Raw genomic sequence first — 18,179 nt, 5'->3', positions numbered from 1 at the left:
GGGGACGGCCACCCGACGTGCGGCGCCGCTCCCGGCAGGTGGAGGATGGTCGCATGCTGCTGGCCCGTCTCGCGGACGCGTCCCTCCAGGTCTCCGCGGTCTCCGCCCGCTCGCGGAAGATCGCGGTCCTGGCCGATCTCTTCTCGGAGGCCGCGCCCGAGGAGAGCCCGCTCGTCATCGCCTACCTCTCCGGAAGGCTCCCGCAGGGACGGATCGGCGTCGGCTGGAGCGTCCTCAAGAACGTGATGCCGCCTGCGGTGCCGCCTGCCGGGCTGCCCACTCTCACCCTGGACGGCACCGACGCCGCCATGGCCGAGCTCGCGGCCGTCTCCGGGGCCGGGTCGCAGGCCGAGCGCGCCCGGCTCGTCCATGAACTGATGGCCGCCGCCACCCAGGAGGAGCAGGAGTTCCTGATCCGGCTGCTCTCCGGTGAGGTGCGCCAGGGCGCCCTCGACGCGATCGCGCTCGAAGGCGTCGCGCGGGCCGCCACCGTGCCCTCGGACGAGCTGCGCCGGGCCGTGATGCTCGAAGGGTCCCTGCCGCGCGTCGCGCGCGCCGTGCTCGCCGAGGGGCACGCCGCCCTCGACACCTTCGCGCTGCGCGTCGGCAGCCCTGTCCTGCCCATGCTCGCCCACGCCGCCGGCTCGGTCACCGAGGCCGTCGCCGGCCTCGGCGCCTGTGCCGTCGAGGAGAAGCTCGACGGCATCCGTATCCAGGTGCACCGGAGAGGAGAGGACGTGCGGGTGTTCACCCGCTCCCTGGACGACATCACCGGCCGGCTGCCCGAAGTCGTCGCCGTGGCACGGGAGACGCCCGGCGACCCGTTCATCCTCGACGGCGAGGTCATCGCGCTCGACCCCGCCACGCGTCGGCCGATGGCGTTCCAGGACATCGCCTCCCGGGTCGGCTCACGAGTCGACGTCGAGGGCGCCAGCGCCGCGGTGCCCCTCTCGCCCGTCTTCTTCGACGTGCTCGCGGCGGACGGTGAGGTCCTCATCGACCGGCCGGGCCAGGAGCGCCACGCCGCGCTGGTCCGGCTGCTCCCCGAGGAGCGCCGCGTGCGCCGGTTCGTCGTCGACCAAGCGGACGAGGCCGAACAGGTCCGGGAGGCGGAGCGGTTCTTCGCCGACACCCTGGCCAGGGGCCATGAGGGGGTCCTCGTCAAAGCCCTGGACGCGCCCTACGTGGCGGGCCGTCGTGGCCGCACGTGGCTGAAGGTGAAGCCGGTGCACACCCTCGACCTCGTCGTCCTCGCCGTCGAATGGGGTCACGGTCGCCGTACCGGGCTGCTGTCCAACCTTCACCTCGGCGCCCGGGCGGCGGACGGCACGTTCGTGATGCTCGGCAAGACGTTCAAGGGCCTGACCGACGAGATGCTCCGGTGGCAGACCGAGAAGCTCGGCGAACTCGCCGTGGACGACGACGGGTTCACCGTACGGGTGCGGCCCGAGCTCGTGGTCGAGATCGCCTACGACGGTCTGCAGCGATCCACCCGCTACCCGGCCGGAGTGACGCTCCGCTTCGCCCGTGTCGTACGGCACCGGCCGGACAAGGCGGCCTCCGAGGCCGACACGGTGGAGCGGGTCCTCGGCGGAGCGTGACGTCAGGGCCCCTCCTCCCGCTGGTCGGTGTACCGGCTGCGGACCCAGAGGGGCAGCGCGTACCAGCAGAGCAGGTACCAGGCGACCAGACCCGTCACCAGCCACGGCACGAACGTGTCGTCCGTCGCGACCCGTAGGACGAGCAACAGCGCGGAGGTCAGCGTCGCGAGCAGCAGGACGAGTCCGACGAACGTCAGCCGGGACGCCCAGACCACCGTCTCGGGCTTGAGGCGGCGCCCCGCCACGATGCGGTGGAAGGACACCGGCCCGATCAGGGCCCCGGTGGCCGCCGCGGCCAACGACACCGTGACCACGTAGATGGTCCGGTCGGTGTCCGACAGGTCGGTGAACCGGGGCGCGAAGACGACCGTGAGCAGGAAACCGAAGAGGATCTGCACGCCGGTCTGGGCGACCCTGATCTCCTGCATCAGTTCGCTCCACCGGCGGTCCGCGCGTTCCTCCGGCGTCTCGCGACGTCCATGGAACAGACCGTCGCTCCCTTCCGGGTCCTGGTCCGGTGCCTGGTCGCGCTGCGGTCGAGTGGACACAGAACCTCCCGTGGTCGCCCTTCCCGCGTGTTACCGCGTGCGGCGACTTCAATCCCCGAACGTCGCGTGACACCCCGCCGCGAGGGATGCTGGAAGCGTGGCGGGACGACATCCGTACGCCCGGCAGCGAGGAGATGAGCGACGTGTACGACAGGCACATCGACACCGACGTCACCGTGCAGCTGAGCGACTGCGACCGCGAGGACGCGAAGGCCGTCTTCGACGTCCTCGACCACGTCTACCGGCTCGAGGACATGACGGCGCCAGGACCGCGGGCGGCGACCGCACCTGCCCCCACCGTCTGGATGGCCACGTTCGACACGGCCGAGGGGCGTCGCGAGGAGACCGGACCCGTGCATCTGACCGGCATGGTCGGAGCGCTCCTCACCGGTGGCTACCGCGCGGTCGACGAGGTCGAGAAGACCCTCGCGGCCACCTTCGACATCCAGTCGATGCAGTCCGTCTCGGGGGACCAGGAGACCGAGGCCCGGCTGCTGCTCTCCTCCCGCTGACCGGCCGTCGTGCCGGACTGCTGACCCGCTGACCTGCCGGCTTCCCCGCCGGCATCCTGACACCCCGGGCGGAGCGGACGGGCGCCGCCCGGGGCACATCTCTGCCCCGACCCCCCTATGCATGGTGTGTATACACCGTGTGTAGAGTGCTCGAGTGCCACGCGGAGACGCCCCTGACCAGGCGTTCGTGGCGTTCCGATGCCATCGACGGGGAAAGCGGGTCTGCAGCAACATGTTCCGAACGAAAACGGGGAAGCGCCGTGCTCCGGCCGTCGCCCTTCTGGCGGCGGCCTCTCTCGTGCTCGCGCTCAGCGGCTGCGGGGTCGACTCGATCAGCCCGGGCGATGCCAGGGGCGAGGCCGCGGCGTCCGACGACAAGGCGGGCGCGGCCGGTGGGGCCGGTGCGGTCGACTGCGCGAAGGCGAAGTGCATAGCGCTGACCTTCGACGCCGGCCCCGGCAAGGACACCCCTCACCTCCTCGACGTGCTCAAGGAGAAGAAGGTCCCGGCCACGTTCTTCCTGCTCGGCAGCAAGCACGTCGACCGGTACCCCAAGGTCGTCAAGCGCATCTCCGACGAGGGGCACGAGGTCGCCAACCACACCTGGACCCACCGCATCCTCACCGAACTGGAGCCGGACGAGGTGCGCGAGGAGCTCTCCCGCACCCAGGACGCGATAGAGAAGATCACCGGGAAGCGGCCCACCCTGATGCGGCCGCCGCAGGGGCGCACCGACGACACGGTCTCCGAGGTGAGCCGCGACCTCGGTCTCGCGCAGGTCCTGTGGAGCGTCACGGCCAAGGACTACTCCACGACCGATTCGGAGCTCATACGGAAGCGGGTGCTCGACGCCTCGCAGGGCGACGGCATCATCCTGCTCCACGACATCTACGACGGCACCGTGCCCGCGGTGCCCGGCATCATCGACGAACTGAAGAACCGGGGCTTCACCTTCGTGACGGTGCCCCAGCTCCTCGCCCCCGGCAAGGCCGAACCGGGAGCCGTCTACCGTCCGTGACGCGCGCGGCACGAACGGTGAAAATGGGGTGAGGTGTCTCACATCGGTCACCTCGGGCACGGCGGAACGCCTCGCGAAGGTTTATCGTTCATCAATGTGTGACGGTGAAGGGGCCCGGTCCCCAGGTCCCCCCCTTGAGGTGACCGCTCTTCGTCGTCGCGGCAATCGGCCCCGGTTGGAATCCCCCGTCCAACCGGGGCTTTGTCGTTCCCGGGGTCGGGCCCCGGCCGTCTCTCAAGCCGCACCCAGGCGCGGGCAGCTCACGGGCGGCGCACGCTCCGGCGCGTTCGACCCCTTCGAGTGACCTCGCGCATTGCCCTCTCACCACCCGGGCAGTGATCGTCACGGGCTGTGACGATCATGTCGGCGGCCCGCCGAGCGGGGACGTCACGAGGGGGCCGCCATGCAGGACATCGCCACGCGCATCCGGCGCGCCGCCGCCGGCGCGCTTGCCGCCGGACTCCTGCTCACGGGGTGTGTCACCGCCGTCCCCGGACCGACCGTCCCACCGACACCCCAGGCCCAGGACGCACTGCTCAGAACGGCCGAGCGCACCCTCGTCGACCGCTGCCTCGAAGCCCGCGGACTCACCCTCGCCCACCGGCCGGCCACCGCGGACGAGGACCGACGCCTTCAGGAGGCCCTGTTCGGAGCCGGCCCCCGAGAACTGTCGCTCACCCTCGCCACCGGCCACACCGTCACCGCCCACACCGACGGCTGTCTCGCCCGTGCCCGGCAGACCCTCTACGGCGACCAGACGCGCTGGTTCCGCGCCCAGGTGACCGTGGACAACCTGCGCGCCGAAGCCCAGCAGCGGATGAAGGGCGACCCCGCACATCAGGCCGCCCTCGCCCGCTGGAACCGGTGCGCGACACCTCCGGGAACCCCGAGCGCCGCACGCGCCGAACGGCCGGACCCCGCCGTCGTCGCCCGCTGCGACAAGGAGAGCGGACTCGCCGAGGTGCGGGCGCGACTGGAACCCGTCGAGCTGGCGAAGGTGCGCGCCCTGCGCGGCGACCAGCTCACCACCTACCAGCAGTTGCGCACCCGCGCGCTGCGGCGGGCAGTCGAACTGCCCGCACCCATCACCCCACAGGAAGGCACCAACGCCCTATGAAGCGCATCCTCACCACCGCCGCCGCAGCGCTCCTCGCCCTCACCGGTGGCCTCGCTCTGGCGGCTCCCGTCCAGGCGGCAGACTGCCGGAGCGGCGAGTTCTGCGTCTGGCAGGACGCCGACTTCGGCGGCCAGCGGGCCAACTGGAGCGGTGACGACGGCTGGTGGGAGAGCTGGATCGCCGACACCGATTCCTCCTGGGCCAATCACGGCATCTCCGGGCCGGGCATCAAGGACCACGTCCGCGTCTACGAGAGCGCCCACCAGGGCGGCTCCATGACGATCTGTCTGGCCCCCGGCCAGGAGGTCGGGTACAACGGAGCCGCCAACGACCGCGGCGACTCCCACACCTGGGCGATGAGCTGCTGACCCACTCCGTCCCCACGGCCCCGCACCCACGCAGGGTGCGGGGCCGCGGGCCCTCCGCTTCCGCTCGTCCCGGTCGTGCCGCGTGCCGCCGTCAGTTCTCGCCGGCCAGCCACAGGTCGGGGCCGAAGACCTCGTAGTGGACGTCCGAGGCGGCGACACCGGACGACAGCAGGTCGCCGCGGAACTGGCGCATGAAAGGCAGCGGGCCGCAGAGGTAGGCCGTCACCCCCTCGGGGAGGTCGAGCGTGGTGACGTCCGCGCGGCCGGGGCGCGCCTCCGAGGCACCCGGCTGCTCGTACCAGAGGTGCAGTGAGGCATTCGGCAGGGCGTCGACCAGGCCGAGCAACTCCTCACGGTGCGCGTGGTCGGCGGGGGAGCGGTCGGCGTGGACGACGGTCACAGGGCGGCGCGAACCGGTGGCGGCGAGGTGGTCGAGCATGGCCAGCATCGGTGTGCTGCCGATCCCCGCCGAGGCGAGCAGGAGCGGCCCGTCGCCCTCGGGCAGCACCAGGTCGCCGAAGGGAGCGGACACCTCGACCGTGTCGCCCACGCGCGCGTGCTCATGCAGCCAGCTCGACACCTCACCGGCGGGGTCGCCGTCCACGCGCTTCACCGTGATCCGCCAGTCCGGCCGACCGGGCGCCGCCGACAGGGTGTACTGACGGATCTGCCGTGCGCCGTCGGGCAGTTCGACGCGCACGCTCACGTACTGTCCCGGCCGGAACGACGCCGTCGGGCGTCCGTCGACGTGCCGCAGCGTGAAGGAGACCGTGTCGGCCGTCTGCCGATGCCGTTCGGCGATCTCCATCGGGCGGCGGACCTCGCCCTCGGGCACGCCCGCCTCCTCGTAGAGCCGGGATTCCAGGGCGATCAGCGCGTTGGCCATCAGCCAGTAGACCTCGTCCCAGGCCTGCGCGACCTCGGGAGTGACGGCGTCACCGAGCACGTCGACGATCGCGGCGAACAAGTGCTCGTGGACGACCTTGTACTGCTCGGACGTGACGCCCAGCGAGGCGTGCTTGTGCGCGATCCGGCCGAGCATGACGTCCGGCCGGCTGTCCGGGTGCTCCAGGAGCGCCCCGGCGAAGGCCGCTATCGAGCCGGCCAGCGCCCGCCGCTGGTCACCGCTGGCCTGGTTGCCTCTGTTGAAGAGGTCGCGGAGCAGCTCGGGGCGGGCCGCGAACATGCCCGCGTAGAAGCGTTCGGTGATCTCGCCGAGCGCGGCCCCGACGACGGGGAGGGTGGCTCGGACGATGGGGGTGGCCTGCGCGGACAGCATCCGGGACTCCTATTGTGGTAGATGATCTACGTATTTAAAGGGGTGACTGAGGGGAGAGCTCTCGGAGGGAAGGTGCGGTCGTCAGTCCTCGCGCCGCGTGCTCAACGACAGGAGCACGGGCCCGGTGGGCGACTCGACCAGATCCGCCACCGTCAGCGGATCGAGCGTGCTGTAGAACGCCTCCTGCGCCTGGCGCAGCGCACCGCGCAGCCGGCAGGCAGCCCGCAGCGGGCAGGGGGTGTCGCCCTCGCAGACGACGACCTCCTCCTCGCCCTCCAGCGTCCGGACCAGCCAGCCCACGGAGGCGCGCCGTCCGGTCTCGGTCAGGACCAGGCCGCCACCGCGCCCGCGCCGCGCCTCGACGACGCCGAGGTGCTGCAGGCGCGTGACGACCTTCGCCATGTGGGCGTAGGGGACCGCCATCACCTCGGCCACCTCGCGCGTCGTGGCCGAGGGCTCCTGCCCAGGTGCTCCGGGAACCGCCAGACGCATCACGGCACGCAGCGCCAGGTCGGTGAATCTTGTCAACCGCACGCCATGACCGTATCAAATGAGTATTTCGGACACCTATTAAGGGTGCGTGCGTCGCGACGAGTGCCGGCGCCAGAGCCACAGACCGCCCACGACCAGGGGAGTGGAGACGAGCACGATGAGCAGTAGAGGCCAGTGCGCACCGGCGAGCCGGATGTCCGTGACGACGATCAGGATCACCCCGACGACCGGGATCAGGATCGACACCAGCGCCCGCAGCCCGGCCACCACCATGTCCGGCTGGAGCCGCCCGGTACGCGGCTCCCGGGGGTCGCGGACACCGAAGTAGAAGAGGGTCGCCCGGTCCAACAGCACGGTGGTGGCGCGATGGTACGAGACCGCCATGTACGGCAGCCACACCAGCGGCGCCACGAAACCGGCCACGATCACCACGACCAGGAGCACCCACTGGCCGATCCGGGCCACTCGGCCCCGACGGACTCCGCCGTCGTCCGGGGTCAGAATGCCGAGGAGGCGGGCCATCCGCAGGACCAGGCGCCAGAGCGCGGCCATCCGGCCTGGGCGTTCTCCGTCGGTGGGATCGGGGCGGGCGCGCAGACCGGCCAGGGCGGCCTCGGGGTCCTCGTACACCCCTTGCAGGACCAGCAGTTCTGCGGCCCGCTCGGGGGCGGTGGTGTCCCGGCCGTCGAGGCCCGCCAGCTCGAGGATCGTCCGCGCCTGGAGCAGGAGCGCCCCGCAGAAGGCGAAGGGGATGAGCAGCATGAACGGCCCGCCCACGAATGCCCCCTCGGTGGTGACCGCGCGCCGTCCGCGCTCGGTGACCAGGGCCCGGAGCTCGGCGGGAGTCGCTCCCGGGCGCGCCTTGCGCAGCCGATCCACGCTCCGCCCGGCCGCCGGACCCATGTGCCGCAGGGCGAAGGCGGCGAGCAGTTCGGGGAACCGGCCCGGGTCGGCCCGCGCGTCCCGCAGCAGCGAGCGGGAGAGCGCCGGGGCCGGTTCGGTGCGGGCCGGTTCCGCCGGGGCCGGTTCGTCCGGTGTGCCGTTCTTCGTCAGGACAGGACCTTGGCCTTCGCCTTCTCGAACTCCTCGTCCGTGATGGCGCCCTTGTCCTTGAGTTCGGCCAGCCGCGCGAGTTCGTCGGCATGGCCCTTGCCTTCGCCCGTACCCGCCGTCTTGCGGATGTACGACTGGAACGCGGCCTCGCTCTCCTTGGCCTGTTTGACGTCCCGCTGGCTCATTCCCTTGCCGCGCGCGATCACATAGATCAACACGCCGATGTAGGGGAGCAGGATGCACAGGATCAGCCAGCCCGCCTTGCCCCAGCCGTGCAGTTCGTGGTCACGGAAGATGTCGGTGATGACCTTGAACAGCAGGAACAGCCACATGATCCAGATGAAGAACCAGAGCATGGTCCAGAAGACGTTGAGGAGGGGATAGTCGTCCATGCCAGCACTCCGTTCCGGCCACGGCCACCGGAGGACCGGGCATACGAGCGAGTGTCGCCCAGCCTTGGCCCGCCCGCATGTCGGGGAGAGTGTGCGCGGCTCCGCGGTCAGGCGATGCGTGCCTTCAGTGCCGCCAGGGCGCGATCCGCGTGGACGCTCATCCGCAGCTCGCTGCGCACGACCTCCACGACCCGCCGCTCCTCGTCGACGACGAACGTGACCCGCTTCGTCGGCGCCAGCGAGAAGCCGCGGGTGACGCCGAAGCGCTCGCGGATCGTGCCCTCCGGGTCGGAGAGCAGTGGGTAACCGAGCGAGTGGCGGTCGGCGAACTCCTGCTGGCGCGCGACGCTGTCGGAGCTGATGCCGACCGGCTGCGCCCCCGCCGCCCGGAACTCGGCGGCCAGGTCACGGAAGTGGCAGGCCTCGGCCGTGCACCCGGCGGTCATGGCCGCCGGGTAGAAGAAAAGGACGACCGGGCCGTCCGCGAGCAGGCCGACCAGCGAACGGGCTGTCCCCGTCTCATCCGGAAGAGTGAAGTCCTCGACGATGTCACCGACGTTCATCCGGCCCGCCCCTTGTCTCCGACCGGCTGCTCCGGTCAACGACCGGTGACGCTACCGCAGGGTAGGGAATCCCGTCACCGGGAGGTGCGCGGCGCTTCGGCCCGCTCGCGCGCGGCCAGCCGCCGGTCCAGGATCGCGAGGACCTGCTCGCCCCAGCGCAGGTTCTCCTCCTCCAGGGAACGGCCGCGCATCAGGGTCAGGTACGGGCCGATCCGCTCCGCCTCGCGCAGGTACGTGGCCTCGTCCCGCCCGGCGAGCATCCACTCGCGGAGCCTCTCCCACCGCGCGAGCTTGCCCCGCGCCCAGTCCATCCGCTCCTGCACGAAGCCCCGGACGGCCTCGGTGTCGCCCTCGTCGCAGGCCTGCACCTGGACCATCAACTCGTCGCGGATCGCGCTCGGCCGCGGCGGCTGGGCCGTGTACGCCGTGAGGTCCTGCCGGCCCGCGTCGGTGAGGGAGAACATCCGCTTGTTGGGGCGCCGTTCCTGCTCCACGACGCGAGCGGCGATCAGACCGGCCTCGGAGAGCCGGTCGAGCTCGCGGTAGAGCTGCTGCGGTGTGGCGGCCCAGAAGTTGGCCACGGACACGTCGAAGATCTTGGCCAGGTCGTATCCGGATGCCTCGCCCTCCAGGAGGGCGGCGAGGACAGCGTGCTTCAGGGACATCCGGACACGCTAGCAGCACCGTTGATCAGGTGGTTTCGCACCTATTCAACGACGGGCACCCGTGCGGACGGCGGCTCGGGAAGGCTCGGCGGCGTCCACTCCGCGTGTCGCAGGATCATCCGGAGCGTCGCGCCCGACGGCGCGAGGCGCATGGCGGCATTGCGCAGCGCCACGGCTCCCGGCGCCGAGAGCTGCTGCCCCATCCGCCCGGCCTTGCGGGCGGCGACCGTGACCGCCTGGGCGCGGGGGCGCCGCTCGGCGTCGTACGCGCGCAGAGCGGAGTCGACGTCCGGGCTCTCGGCCAGCGCCGCGGCGAGGACGACCGCGTCCTCCAGCGCCTGGCACGCGCCCTGGCCCAGATTCGGGGTCATGGCGTGGGCGGCGTCGCCGAGCAGGGCGACCCGGCCGACGACGAAGGAGGGCGGCGGGGGCGCCAACTCGTGGATGTCGTGGTGCAGGACGGCCTCCGGGCGGGTGGCGTCGAGCAGCTCGGGGACCGGCCGGTGCCAGCCGGCGAACCGCTCCCGGACCACCCCGAGCGGATCGGCGTACCGGACCCCGGCGGGCGAGTTGAGGACGGCGTGCCACTCCGCACGCCCGTCGGCGAAGGCGATGTGCCCGAACTCGGCCCCGTGCCCCCAGGTGATCTCGAAGTCCGAGGAGAGGTCCAGCGGCCGGTCCGTGAGAGCGCGGAGCACGGTCGAGCCGCTGTAGGCGGGGCCGGGGTGGTCGGGGAAGAGGGCGGCCCGCGTACGGCTGTTGACGCCGTCGGCGGCCACGACCAGATCGGCGTCGATCAGATCGGTGTCGAGCTCGACGGCCGCAGATCCTGACCTCCGGACGCGGACCCGCCCCCGTTCCGTACGGTCCAGGCCGGTCACCTCCGCCCCGACGATCAGGCACTCCGCAGGCAGGGCCTCGCGCAGCAGCCGGTGCAGCGTGGCGCGTGGGATGCCGACGATGGGCGTGCCGAGGGCGCGTTCGAGAGCGGCGCCGTCCATACGGGCGAGCCAGTTCCCGTCCGGCGTGCGGGTGCCGCCGGTGTACTGGCCCCGCGCGGCGGCGCGTACGGCGGCCCCGACCCCGAGGGCGTCGAGGGCGCGGATGCCGTTGGCGGCGAGGGAGATCCCGGCGCCCGCGTCGTCGAGGACGGGCGCGCGTTCCATGACCGTCACCTCCCAGCCGACCCGCCGCAGCCCGATGGCCGCGGCCAGTCCGCCGATGCCCGCGCCGACGACGACAGCGTTGTTCCCCATGGCGACCAGCCCCTCCCGCTCCGTCCCACCTTCTTCTACAGGTGTAGAAGGGTAGCGCGCGCCTTCTACAGGTGTAGAAATGGGGTGTGACTCCCGAGACTCCACGCCACCCCGCCCCGAAGCGCGCCGACCGTTCCGACCGCCGCACCCTGCTCGCCGACGCTGCGCTCGGTGTGCTCGCCGACGCCGGGATGCGCGGGCTGACCCACCGCGCCGTGGACGCCGCCGCGGGACTCCCGGCCGGCACCACCTCCGCGTACTACCGCACCCGTTCGGCCCTGCTGACCGCGCTCGTCCGCAGGCTCGTCGACCTCGATCAGGCCGAGCTGAGCGCCGCCGGTGAACGGCTTCCCGAACCGCGCTCGGCGGCCGAACTTGCCGAAGGCGTCCTCGGGCTCGTGACCGCACGGCTCACCGGCGAGGGGCGGCGCCGCTCACTCGCCCGCTACGCCTGCGCCGTCGAGAGCGTGCGCGACCCCGAACTCCGCGAAATCCTGGTTCCACGGGAGAACCCGGGGCGCGACGCGGTCCGCCGCTTCCTCGCCGCCCAAGGGGTCGAGGACCCCGAGGGGCGCACGCTCGCGCTCCTCGCGTGCGTGGACGGGCTCGTGCTCGACCGGGTGGTCCGCGGCGGGAACGTCTCGGCGGAGGAGGTGGAAGGCCTGGTGGTGGCGGCCCTACGGCCCGCCCGGGGTGCGGGCGCGACGGACGGTCGTTGACATGCAGCCAGGAGGCTGCCTATCGTAGAGGCAGCTAAAAGGCTGCATGTTGAGGTGGGGCGATGGACGAGGTGTTCAAGGCGCTGGCCGATGCCAGTCGGCGACGGCTGCTCGACAGCCTGAACGCCCACAACGGCCAGACCCTGCGCGAACTCTGCGCGGGGCTGGACATGGCACGGCAGTCCGTCAGCAAGCACCTGGCGCTCCTGGAGGAGGCGGGGCTGGTGGTCACGGTGCGGCGGGGACGGGAGAAGCTGCACTACCTGAACGCCGCTCCGATCCACGCCATCGGGGACCGCTGGATGAGCCGGTACGCCCGCGAGCGCGTCAGCGCGCTCGCCGACCTGAAGTCAGCATTGGAGCAGAACCCGATGGACAGCAACGCGTTCGTCTACACCACCTACATCCGCACCACCCCCGAGGAGCTCTGGCAGGCCCTGACCGACCCCGCCTTCACCAAGCGCTACTGGGGCGTGGCGTTCGAGACGACCTGGACCGCCGGATCGCCGATGGTCTGGGACGAGGGTGGCCGCAGAACGAGCGACCCCGAGCAGGTCGTCCTCGCGGCCGTGCCCGGCCGCAAGCTCTCCTACACCTGGCACACCTTCACGCCCGAGTGGGCCGAGGCGGTCGGCATCGGCGACGACGTGTACGCGAAGCTCGCCACAGAGCGCCGCTCGAAGGTGACCTTCGAGATCGAACCGGCCGGGGACACGGTCAAGCTCACCGTCGTCCACGACGACCTGGAGCCCGACGGCACCATGCGCGGCATGATCGGCGAGGGCTGGCCGGCTCTCCTCTCCAGCCTCAAGTCCCTCCTGGAGACCGGCGAGGAGCTGCCGGAACCCCCGCGCTGAGCCGACCGGACCCACGGCGAGAGGCCCGGCGGGACGAGGGGTACGAGGGCGGCGGATTGGTTCATTCGAGTCGTCTCCCGCCCCTCTCCGGCGCCACGCCCGGCAATGTGATCATCGTTTCTTCTCTTGATCCGTTTTGATGCCCGATACCGCCACGGATCCGAGAAGGGGAGAGTGTCGCGTCGTGCCGTCACGCAGGAACATCAAGGGCTGGGGCGCGCTGTCGCTGGCCATCGGGGCCGTCCTCGTCACAACGGCCGGTCAGTACCCGGCCGTACAGCTCCCACCGGGCTCCGCCACGGGCTCCGCGCTGGTCACGGTGAGCGGCTGCGGGACGGGCGGCGGCCCGTGCGCCCCGGTCCGCCACACCGTGCTGCTCTCCGGCGCGTCCGCCCTGACGGGCCGGGCGTTCGTGCTCGACCGCCGGGAGGCGTCCGGACCGGTCGGGATCACGCTCAGGACACCGGGCCGGCTGACCGACGTCACGGTGACCGACCAGCGCGGACGCGGGGTGCCCGGCAGTGCGAGCCAGGACGGCACCCGCTGGACCACGACCGGCGCGCTCCGCGCCGACGCCCGCTACACCGCGCGCCTCACCGTCGAGGAGGCCCGCCCCGGCGGTTCCGTACGGAGAGCGGCGCGCCTGGACTTCCGCACCGGCCGGGCACCGGCGGGGGAGCGGCTGACCGCGAGCTTCGGACCGTCGTCCGGGCGGACGTACGGCGTCGGGCAGCCGGTCACCGCCGAACTCAGCCACCCCGTGCCCGAGTCCGCCCTTGACGCCCGCCGCACCGTCGAACGCGCGCTCGTCGTACGCTCCGAGCCCGCCGTCGAGGGCGCCTGGCACTGGGTGGGCCCCACCACCCTGCACTACCGGCCGCGCGGCTACTGGCCCGCCCACGCCACCGTCCGCGTCCGCAGCGGACTCGACGCCGTAGGGGTCGACGACCAGCTCCAGGGCGGCCCCTCGACGCCGCTCACCTTCACCACCGGCGACCGCGTCGAGGCCGTCACCGACGTGGCGTCCCTCCGGATGACCGTCCTGCGCAACGGCCGCGTCGTCCGCACCATCCCGGTCACCACCGGCAAGGCCGGCTACCGCACCCGCGGCGGCGTCAAGGTCGTCCTCGGCAAGGAGCCCCTGGTACGGATGCGCGGCGACTCCATCGGCATCGCGCGCGGCAGCGACGACTTCTTCGACCTCAAGGTCCGCTGGGCGACCCGGGTCACCTGGAGCGGCGAGTACCTGCACGCGGCGCCCTGGTCGACGGACGTGCAGGGCAGCGAGAACGTCAGCCACGGCTGCACCGGCATGAGCACCGAGGACGCCGCCTGGCTCTTCCGTACCGTCCGCGAGGGCGACCTCGTCGAGGTGGTCAACGGCTACGGCGAACCGATGACGCCCTTCGACAACGGCTACGGAGACTGGAACCTGACCTGGCCGGACTGGCAGCGCGGCAGCGCGCTCGCCTCGGGGCCCGGGCACACCCGCCACGCCTCGGGAAGCCTGCTGCCCGCCCTCTGACCTCTGCTCGGTGATACTGGCGCTCTGCTGGAGCACCGTGAACCAGCCACTCCGGAGGGATCCGTGATGCGGGACATCACCAGGGTCGAGGTCGACGACGCCGTTCTCTACGTGGAGACGGAGCGGCTCGGCCCCGACTCGGACCTCGAAGGCCTCGGCGACCGCGTCCCGGACCTCTCCGGGGTCACGCGCGCCCTGTCCTCCTTCGCCGGCCAACTCAGCCAGGCCCTGCACCAGGCCGCCCCCGACCGGGCGACGGTGGAGTTCGGCTGCGAACTGGGCCTGGACGCGGGCGGCCTGACCGCCCTCATCGTCAAGGGCAGCAGCCACGCGAACCTCCGCGTCACCCTCGAATGGACCAAATCCTCTTAACGAGCGTTGTCCTGGCGGGGGCGTTTGCTATCTGGCGTGTTGTCGCTGCTTGGGGCGGACCGTACCGACGTGTGAGGATCCGCCTGTGGAGTGCGATGTGTGTGGTCAGGCGATGTGGCAGTGGCCGGTGCCGCCGACAGCGTGGGACGAGGAGACCTGGTCCTGTTCCTGGTGCCATGCCGCGACCCATGTAGGCGGCGAGTGGTTCGAGATCTCGCGACCGCCATACCTGCCGATAGAGATGCGCTGGGAGAGGGCCGTCGCGAACGGCCTTCCCGCTGGCGCCTCTCACGCTTTCGGCATCTTCGACAGGACGCTGTGCGGTATTCAGGAATCTGGCATGTCGCCGTCCGACTACTGGTGGTTGCCGGAACGGGAGGACGCCTGTGGCGCCTGTCGGGAAGCGGCGAATGTCATCGACGACCGCTGGCCGCAGGCGATGAGAGGTGCGGACGCGCGGGTCAGTGTGGCCCGGCGGCTATAAGTCCTTCCAGTTCGGAGCCGACTCTCGGGTGAGCCTGCGGCTCACGAGGTCGACCATCACCACCTTGATCATGCCTTCGGAGCGGTGGGGGTAGGTCTCGTAGTCGCGGGCGAGGCGGCGGTGATGCATGCCGAACGTCCGCTCGACGACCCACCGGCGCGGAATCACCTTGAAGCCCTTCTGGGCAGGATCGCGATGGGTGACTTCGACGTCGATGCCGAGGCGGGCACCCGTGTTCGATGACCTTGGTGCGCTAGCCGGTGTCGGCCCATGCCTTGGTGATGCGGGGGTGATCGGCGGCGATGATCGAGAGCACGTGGGTGCCGCCGACGCTGTCGGAGACGCTGGCGGCGGTGACCAGCACGGCCGGGAGGAAGCCGAGTGTGTCGACGCCGATGCGGCGTTTGCGGCCTGCGATCTTCTTGCCCGCGTCGATGCCCTGGCCTGACGCGGGGACGTTCGCAGAGGTCTTGATGCTCTGGGCGTCAAGGACGCAGGCGCTCGGCTCGGCGTCCCGGCCCTCAGCTTCCCTCACTAGTCGGCGGAGGTCGAAGACTCCGTCCTTCTGCCATGCGGCGAATTTCCGTAGACGGTCTCCCACGGGGCGAAGACGTGCGGCAGATACCTCCACGGGATTCCGGCGCGGTCGGCGTAGAGGATGGCGTCCATGATCCGACGCAGGTCGTGCTCGGGCGGCCGGCCGATGTCCAGGCCCTTCCAATACGCTCTAGTACTGATCGTTTCAGAATGAGGTTCGCAGGCGGCGGAAGCATAGGAGGCTGCAGGCCGGTTCGAGCAGCGCCTGGTGGAGATCGGCGGGTCGTTCGTATACCTACAACACACGCAGGGCCTGGTCGACGTCGCGCTCACGTCTGGCGAGCGCGTGCAGCACGGCTTGGTCGCCGTGCCGGTCCCGGGCGGCGGCAACGAGCACGTCCACCGCGATGGCGAGCGCAGCATCGGGCACTCGGCATGGCGCGTCGACACTGAGCGCGAGGTCATCAAGGTGAACCGCCAGCTCGACGCAAGGGGTCCGCAGGTATCCGTCGAGCGACATCTCCTCTCCCGGCCGGTGAAGGACAGCCACCCGCCGATCGGCCGACTCCATGCCCAGCCGCTGCGTCAGCCGCAGCCACGCTGCCCGGGCCTGCTCAGCCACGGCAGCGGACCCGGCTGCGGCAGTTTCCTCGCTGCGGGCACGCACTCTGACGTTCAGTGTGGTGGCACGGGAGCGGGCCGGGCCCGATCGGCTTGCAGCGAAGGTCTACGGGGTTCCCCCGGGGACCACGGGTCTGTCTCAGGCCGCGGTCCCTTGGTGGGTCCTGGTGGCGGACAGGGCCGCCGCCAGCCGGACCGAATCGGTGGAGGCGGCCAGCAGCGGCAGCCGGACGGCGGGGCTGGGAATACGGCCCTGGGCGTGCAACACCCCCTTGACCACGGTCGGGTTCGGCTCGGCGAAGAGCGCGGCGGACAGCCGGGCCAGCTCCGTTCCCAGCCTGCGGGCCGGTCCGGTGGCGTCTCGCTGCCACAGCGAGATCAGCTCGGCGAAGTCAGCGGTGCGGACATTGGCCGACGCCAGGATGCCGCCGCGGGCGCCCGACGCGAGCAGCGGCGAGATGACGGCGTCATCGCCGCCGAGCACCGCGAAGCCCGGTGTCGACGAGCCGAGCAGTTCCATCGCGGCCGCGTCGATCGCACCGGTCGCGTACTTGACCCCGACGACCTCCGGTAGCTGCCCGAGCGCGTTGAGAGTGCCGGTGCTGAGCGACTGACCGGTGCGGTACGGGATGTCGTAGACGACCAGCGGCAGGCCCCCGTGTTCGGCGAGTGCCGTGAAGTGCGCCAGCGTTCCCGCCTCACCGGGCCGGGTGTAGGGCGGCGTGGGAACCAGCGCCGCGGCGACGTCACTGCTCTGAGCGAGCTCCCGCAGTGTCGTGATGGCGGCGGCGGTGTCGTTGGTGCCGACGCCGACGATCAGCGGAGCTCCGTGTGCCCGGCAGGCGGCCGAGCAGATGCGGACCACCGCCCGCTTCTCCTCGGTGGTCAGCGTGGCCGCCTCCGCAGTGGTGCCCAGGGCGACGAGTCCCCGAGCGCCGCCGACCGACAGCGCCTCGTCGGCGAGGCAGGCGAGCGCGTCCGGGGCGAGGCGCAGGTCGTCGGTGAACGGAGTCACCAAGGGGACAAACAGGCCGGTGAGATTCGCTTGGGGCTTCATACGCTCAGCCTGACCGACATCAACCCAGTAGATCCAGTTCATGTTTCTTCGCTTATACGTAAGCTCACCTTATGCTCGATGTTCGACGACTCCACCTGCTGCGCGAACTGGACCGACGCGGCACCATCGCGGCCGTCGCCGAGGCGCTGACCTTCACCGCCTCGGCCGTCTCCCAGCAGCTGAGCGTGCTGGAGCGCGAGGCGGGCGTACCCCTGCTGGAACGAAGTGGCAGACAGGTGGTGCTCACCCCCGCGGGCCGCACCCTCGTCAGCCACGCCGATGCCGTCCTCGAACGCCTCGAACTGGCCGTCTCCGAGCTGGCCGGGGCACGCGAGGGCATCGGCGGGCCGCTGCGGATCGGGACGTTTCCCTCTGGCGGCCCCGCGATCGTGCCCGCCACGCTGGCCGAACTGGCCCAGCGGCATCCCGCGCTGGAACCAATGGTCCAGGAGATCGACTCGGCGCGCGTCTCCGACGGCCTACGCGCCGGCGAACTCGACGTGGCCCTCGTCCACGACTACGACTTCGTGCCCGCGTCACCGGACACCACGGTCGACCAGGTGCCCCTGTTGGAAGAGCCGATGTACCTGGCCACCGGAAGCGCGCCCGCCACCGGTCTCGTCGCCCGCGGCGAAACGCTGGCCGAGCTGCTCGGACCGTGGGCCACGTCCCCATGGATCACGGCCCGAGACGGCACGACCGGTCACGCGATGGCCGTGCGCGCCTGTCAGGCAGCCGGATTCCAGCCGCGCATCCGCCATCAGGTCAACGACTTCCGTACGGTCCTGGCACTGGCCGCCATCGGGCAAGGCGCCGGATTCGTACCGGAGATGGCCACCGCACACGCCCCCGAGGACGTGGTCCTGACCCGGCTGCCCCTCTTCCGCCGCTCGAAGGTCGCCTTCCGCGCGGGCGGCGGCACCCACCCGGCGATCGCGGCATTCGTGGCGGCGGCGCGAACAGCGGTGGGTGCCACGGGCCGCGCCGCCTTACTGATCGAAAGGACCGAGGCCGGCGTCTGGCCATGCCTGCACGCCGCCCCGGCAAGTACCGCCGCCTCCTGTGGAAACGCGGAATCAAGCCGTTGATCGCCCGGACATGGCCGCAGGGCCTGAAGCGGGGGACAACACCCTTCAGGCCCCG

Annotated in this window: 19 protein-coding genes and 2 pseudogenes; 10 read left to right on the top strand and 11 right to left on the bottom strand. The window is 71.4% G+C overall.

Going from position 1 to position 18,179, the window contains the following annotated elements; translation table 11 throughout:
* Positions 1 to 53 precede the first annotated feature (53 nt).
* Positions 54 to 1,601, top strand: coding sequence for an ATP-dependent DNA ligase (locus tag ACWCO8_RS19050; protein WP_451033188.1), 1,548 nt, complete (start codon positions 54 to 56; stop codon positions 1,599 to 1,601).
* A gap of 2 nt (positions 1,602 to 1,603) precedes the next feature.
* Here ACWCO8_RS19050 and ACWCO8_RS19045 read toward each other — a convergent pair whose 3' ends face one another.
* A complete protein-coding gene (locus tag ACWCO8_RS19045) occupies positions 1,604 to 2,089 on the bottom strand; it encodes a DUF6328 family protein (protein ID WP_451033335.1) in 486 nt (161 codons plus the stop codon).
* Positions 2,090 to 2,235: 146 nt separating this feature from the next.
* On the opposite strand from ACWCO8_RS19045, the gene ACWCO8_RS19040 reads away from it, so the two are divergent.
* From ACWCO8_RS19040 to ACWCO8_RS19025, 4 genes are all read left to right on the top strand, one after another.
* A complete protein-coding gene (locus tag ACWCO8_RS19040) occupies positions 2,236 to 2,661 on the top strand; it encodes a hypothetical protein (protein WP_451033187.1) in 426 nt (141 codons plus the stop codon).
* 232 nt (positions 2,662 to 2,893) lie between these two features.
* A complete protein-coding gene (locus ACWCO8_RS19035) occupies positions 2,894 to 3,679 on the top strand; it encodes a polysaccharide deacetylase family protein (RefSeq protein ID WP_451033186.1) in 786 nt (261 codons plus the stop codon).
* Positions 3,680 to 4,082: 403 nt separating this feature from the next.
* Positions 4,083 to 4,796, top strand: coding sequence for a hypothetical protein (locus ACWCO8_RS19030; protein WP_451033185.1), 714 nt, complete (start codon positions 4,083 to 4,085; stop codon positions 4,794 to 4,796).
* Positions 4,793 to 5,164 (top strand): peptidase inhibitor family I36 protein, encoded by a 372-nt coding sequence (locus ACWCO8_RS19025; RefSeq protein WP_451033184.1) that lies wholly within the window; start codon positions 4,793 to 4,795, stop codon positions 5,162 to 5,164. Before ACWCO8_RS19030 ends, ACWCO8_RS19025 begins: the two co-directional genes overlap by 4 nt.
* Positions 5,165 to 5,255: 91 nt before the next feature.
* On the opposite strand, the gene ACWCO8_RS19020 is transcribed toward ACWCO8_RS19025, so the two are convergent.
* From ACWCO8_RS19020 to ACWCO8_RS18990, 7 genes are all read right to left on the bottom strand, one after another.
* Positions 5,256 to 6,443 carry a globin domain-containing protein gene (locus ACWCO8_RS19020; protein WP_451033183.1) on the bottom strand — a complete coding sequence of 396 codons (1,188 nt, stop codon included), beginning with the start codon at positions 6,441 to 6,443 and terminating at the stop codon, positions 5,256 to 5,258.
* Positions 6,444 to 6,524: 81 nt separating this feature from the next.
* Complete coding sequence (locus ACWCO8_RS19015; RefSeq protein WP_362008964.1) at positions 6,525 to 6,977, bottom strand: RrF2 family transcriptional regulator; 453 nt, start codon at positions 6,975 to 6,977, stop codon at positions 6,525 to 6,527.
* Positions 6,978 to 7,013: 36 nt separating this feature from the next.
* Positions 7,014 to 7,838, bottom strand: a complete 825-nt coding sequence (locus ACWCO8_RS19010) for a hypothetical protein (RefSeq protein WP_451033182.1) — start codon at positions 7,836 to 7,838, stop codon at positions 7,014 to 7,016.
* A 146-nt stretch (positions 7,839 to 7,984) separates the two neighbouring features.
* The gene (locus ACWCO8_RS19005) at positions 7,985 to 8,380 is read right to left on the bottom strand and encodes an SHOCT domain-containing protein (RefSeq protein WP_451033181.1); all 396 of its coding nucleotides are present in this window, start codon (positions 8,378 to 8,380) and stop codon (positions 7,985 to 7,987) included.
* A gap of 107 nt (positions 8,381 to 8,487) precedes the next feature.
* Complete coding sequence (locus tag ACWCO8_RS19000) at positions 8,488 to 8,943, bottom strand: peroxiredoxin (protein ID WP_362008957.1); 456 nt, start codon at positions 8,941 to 8,943, stop codon at positions 8,488 to 8,490.
* Positions 8,944 to 9,017: 74 nt separating this feature from the next.
* Entirely contained in the window at positions 9,018 to 9,608 is a 591-nt protein-coding gene (locus ACWCO8_RS18995) for a PadR family transcriptional regulator (protein ID WP_451033180.1), read from the bottom strand.
* 41 nt (positions 9,609 to 9,649) lie between these two features.
* The gene (locus tag ACWCO8_RS18990) at positions 9,650 to 10,864 is read right to left on the bottom strand and encodes an FAD-dependent monooxygenase (RefSeq protein ID WP_451033179.1); all 1,215 of its coding nucleotides are present in this window, start codon (positions 10,862 to 10,864) and stop codon (positions 9,650 to 9,652) included.
* A 191-nt stretch (positions 10,865 to 11,055) separates the two neighbouring features.
* Between ACWCO8_RS18990 and ACWCO8_RS18985 the strand changes: the two genes are divergently transcribed.
* From ACWCO8_RS18985 to ACWCO8_RS18970, 4 genes are all read left to right on the top strand, one after another.
* Positions 11,056 to 11,583 carry a TetR/AcrR family transcriptional regulator gene (locus ACWCO8_RS18985; protein ID WP_451033334.1) on the top strand — a complete coding sequence of 176 codons (528 nt, stop codon included), beginning with the start codon at positions 11,056 to 11,058 and terminating at the stop codon, positions 11,581 to 11,583.
* A 62-nt stretch (positions 11,584 to 11,645) separates the two neighbouring features.
* Positions 11,646 to 12,440 (top strand): ArsR/SmtB family transcription factor, encoded by a 795-nt coding sequence (locus ACWCO8_RS18980; protein WP_362008948.1) that lies wholly within the window; start codon positions 11,646 to 11,648, stop codon positions 12,438 to 12,440.
* Between the two features lie 184 nt (positions 12,441 to 12,624).
* Positions 12,625 to 13,965 carry an Ig-like domain-containing protein gene (locus tag ACWCO8_RS18975; protein WP_451033178.1) on the top strand — a complete coding sequence of 447 codons (1,341 nt, stop codon included), beginning with the start codon at positions 12,625 to 12,627 and terminating at the stop codon, positions 13,963 to 13,965.
* A gap of 66 nt (positions 13,966 to 14,031) precedes the next feature.
* Positions 14,032 to 14,337, top strand: a complete 306-nt coding sequence (locus ACWCO8_RS18970; RefSeq protein WP_362008942.1) for a CU044_2847 family protein — start codon at positions 14,032 to 14,034, stop codon at positions 14,335 to 14,337.
* 478 nt (positions 14,338 to 14,815) lie between these two features.
* On the opposite strand, the pseudogene ACWCO8_RS18965 reads toward ACWCO8_RS18970, so the two are convergent.
* From ACWCO8_RS18965 to ACWCO8_RS18955, 3 genes and pseudogenes are all read right to left on the bottom strand, one after another.
* A pseudogene (locus ACWCO8_RS18965) lies at positions 14,816 to 15,538 on the bottom strand (IS5 family transposase); the annotation flags it as partial.
* Between the two features lie 115 nt (positions 15,539 to 15,653).
* Positions 15,654 to 16,058: pseudogene (locus ACWCO8_RS18960) on the bottom strand (maleylpyruvate isomerase N-terminal domain-containing protein); the annotation flags it as partial.
* Between the two features lie 60 nt (positions 16,059 to 16,118).
* Positions 16,119 to 17,036, bottom strand: a complete 918-nt coding sequence (locus ACWCO8_RS18955; RefSeq protein WP_451033177.1) for a dihydrodipicolinate synthase family protein — start codon at positions 17,034 to 17,036, stop codon at positions 16,119 to 16,121.
* A gap of 71 nt (positions 17,037 to 17,107) precedes the next feature.
* On the opposite strand from ACWCO8_RS18955, the gene ACWCO8_RS18950 reads away from it, so the two are divergent.
* Positions 17,108 to 18,124, top strand: coding sequence for a LysR family transcriptional regulator (locus ACWCO8_RS18950; protein WP_451033176.1), 1,017 nt, complete (start codon positions 17,108 to 17,110; stop codon positions 18,122 to 18,124).
* Positions 18,125 to 18,179 lie beyond the last annotated feature (55 nt).

It is taken from the genome of Streptomyces sp. NPDC001927 (assembly GCF_053594455.1).
Note: the sequence above shows the minus strand (reverse complement) of the source record. Positions and strands in the feature narration are given on the sequence as shown.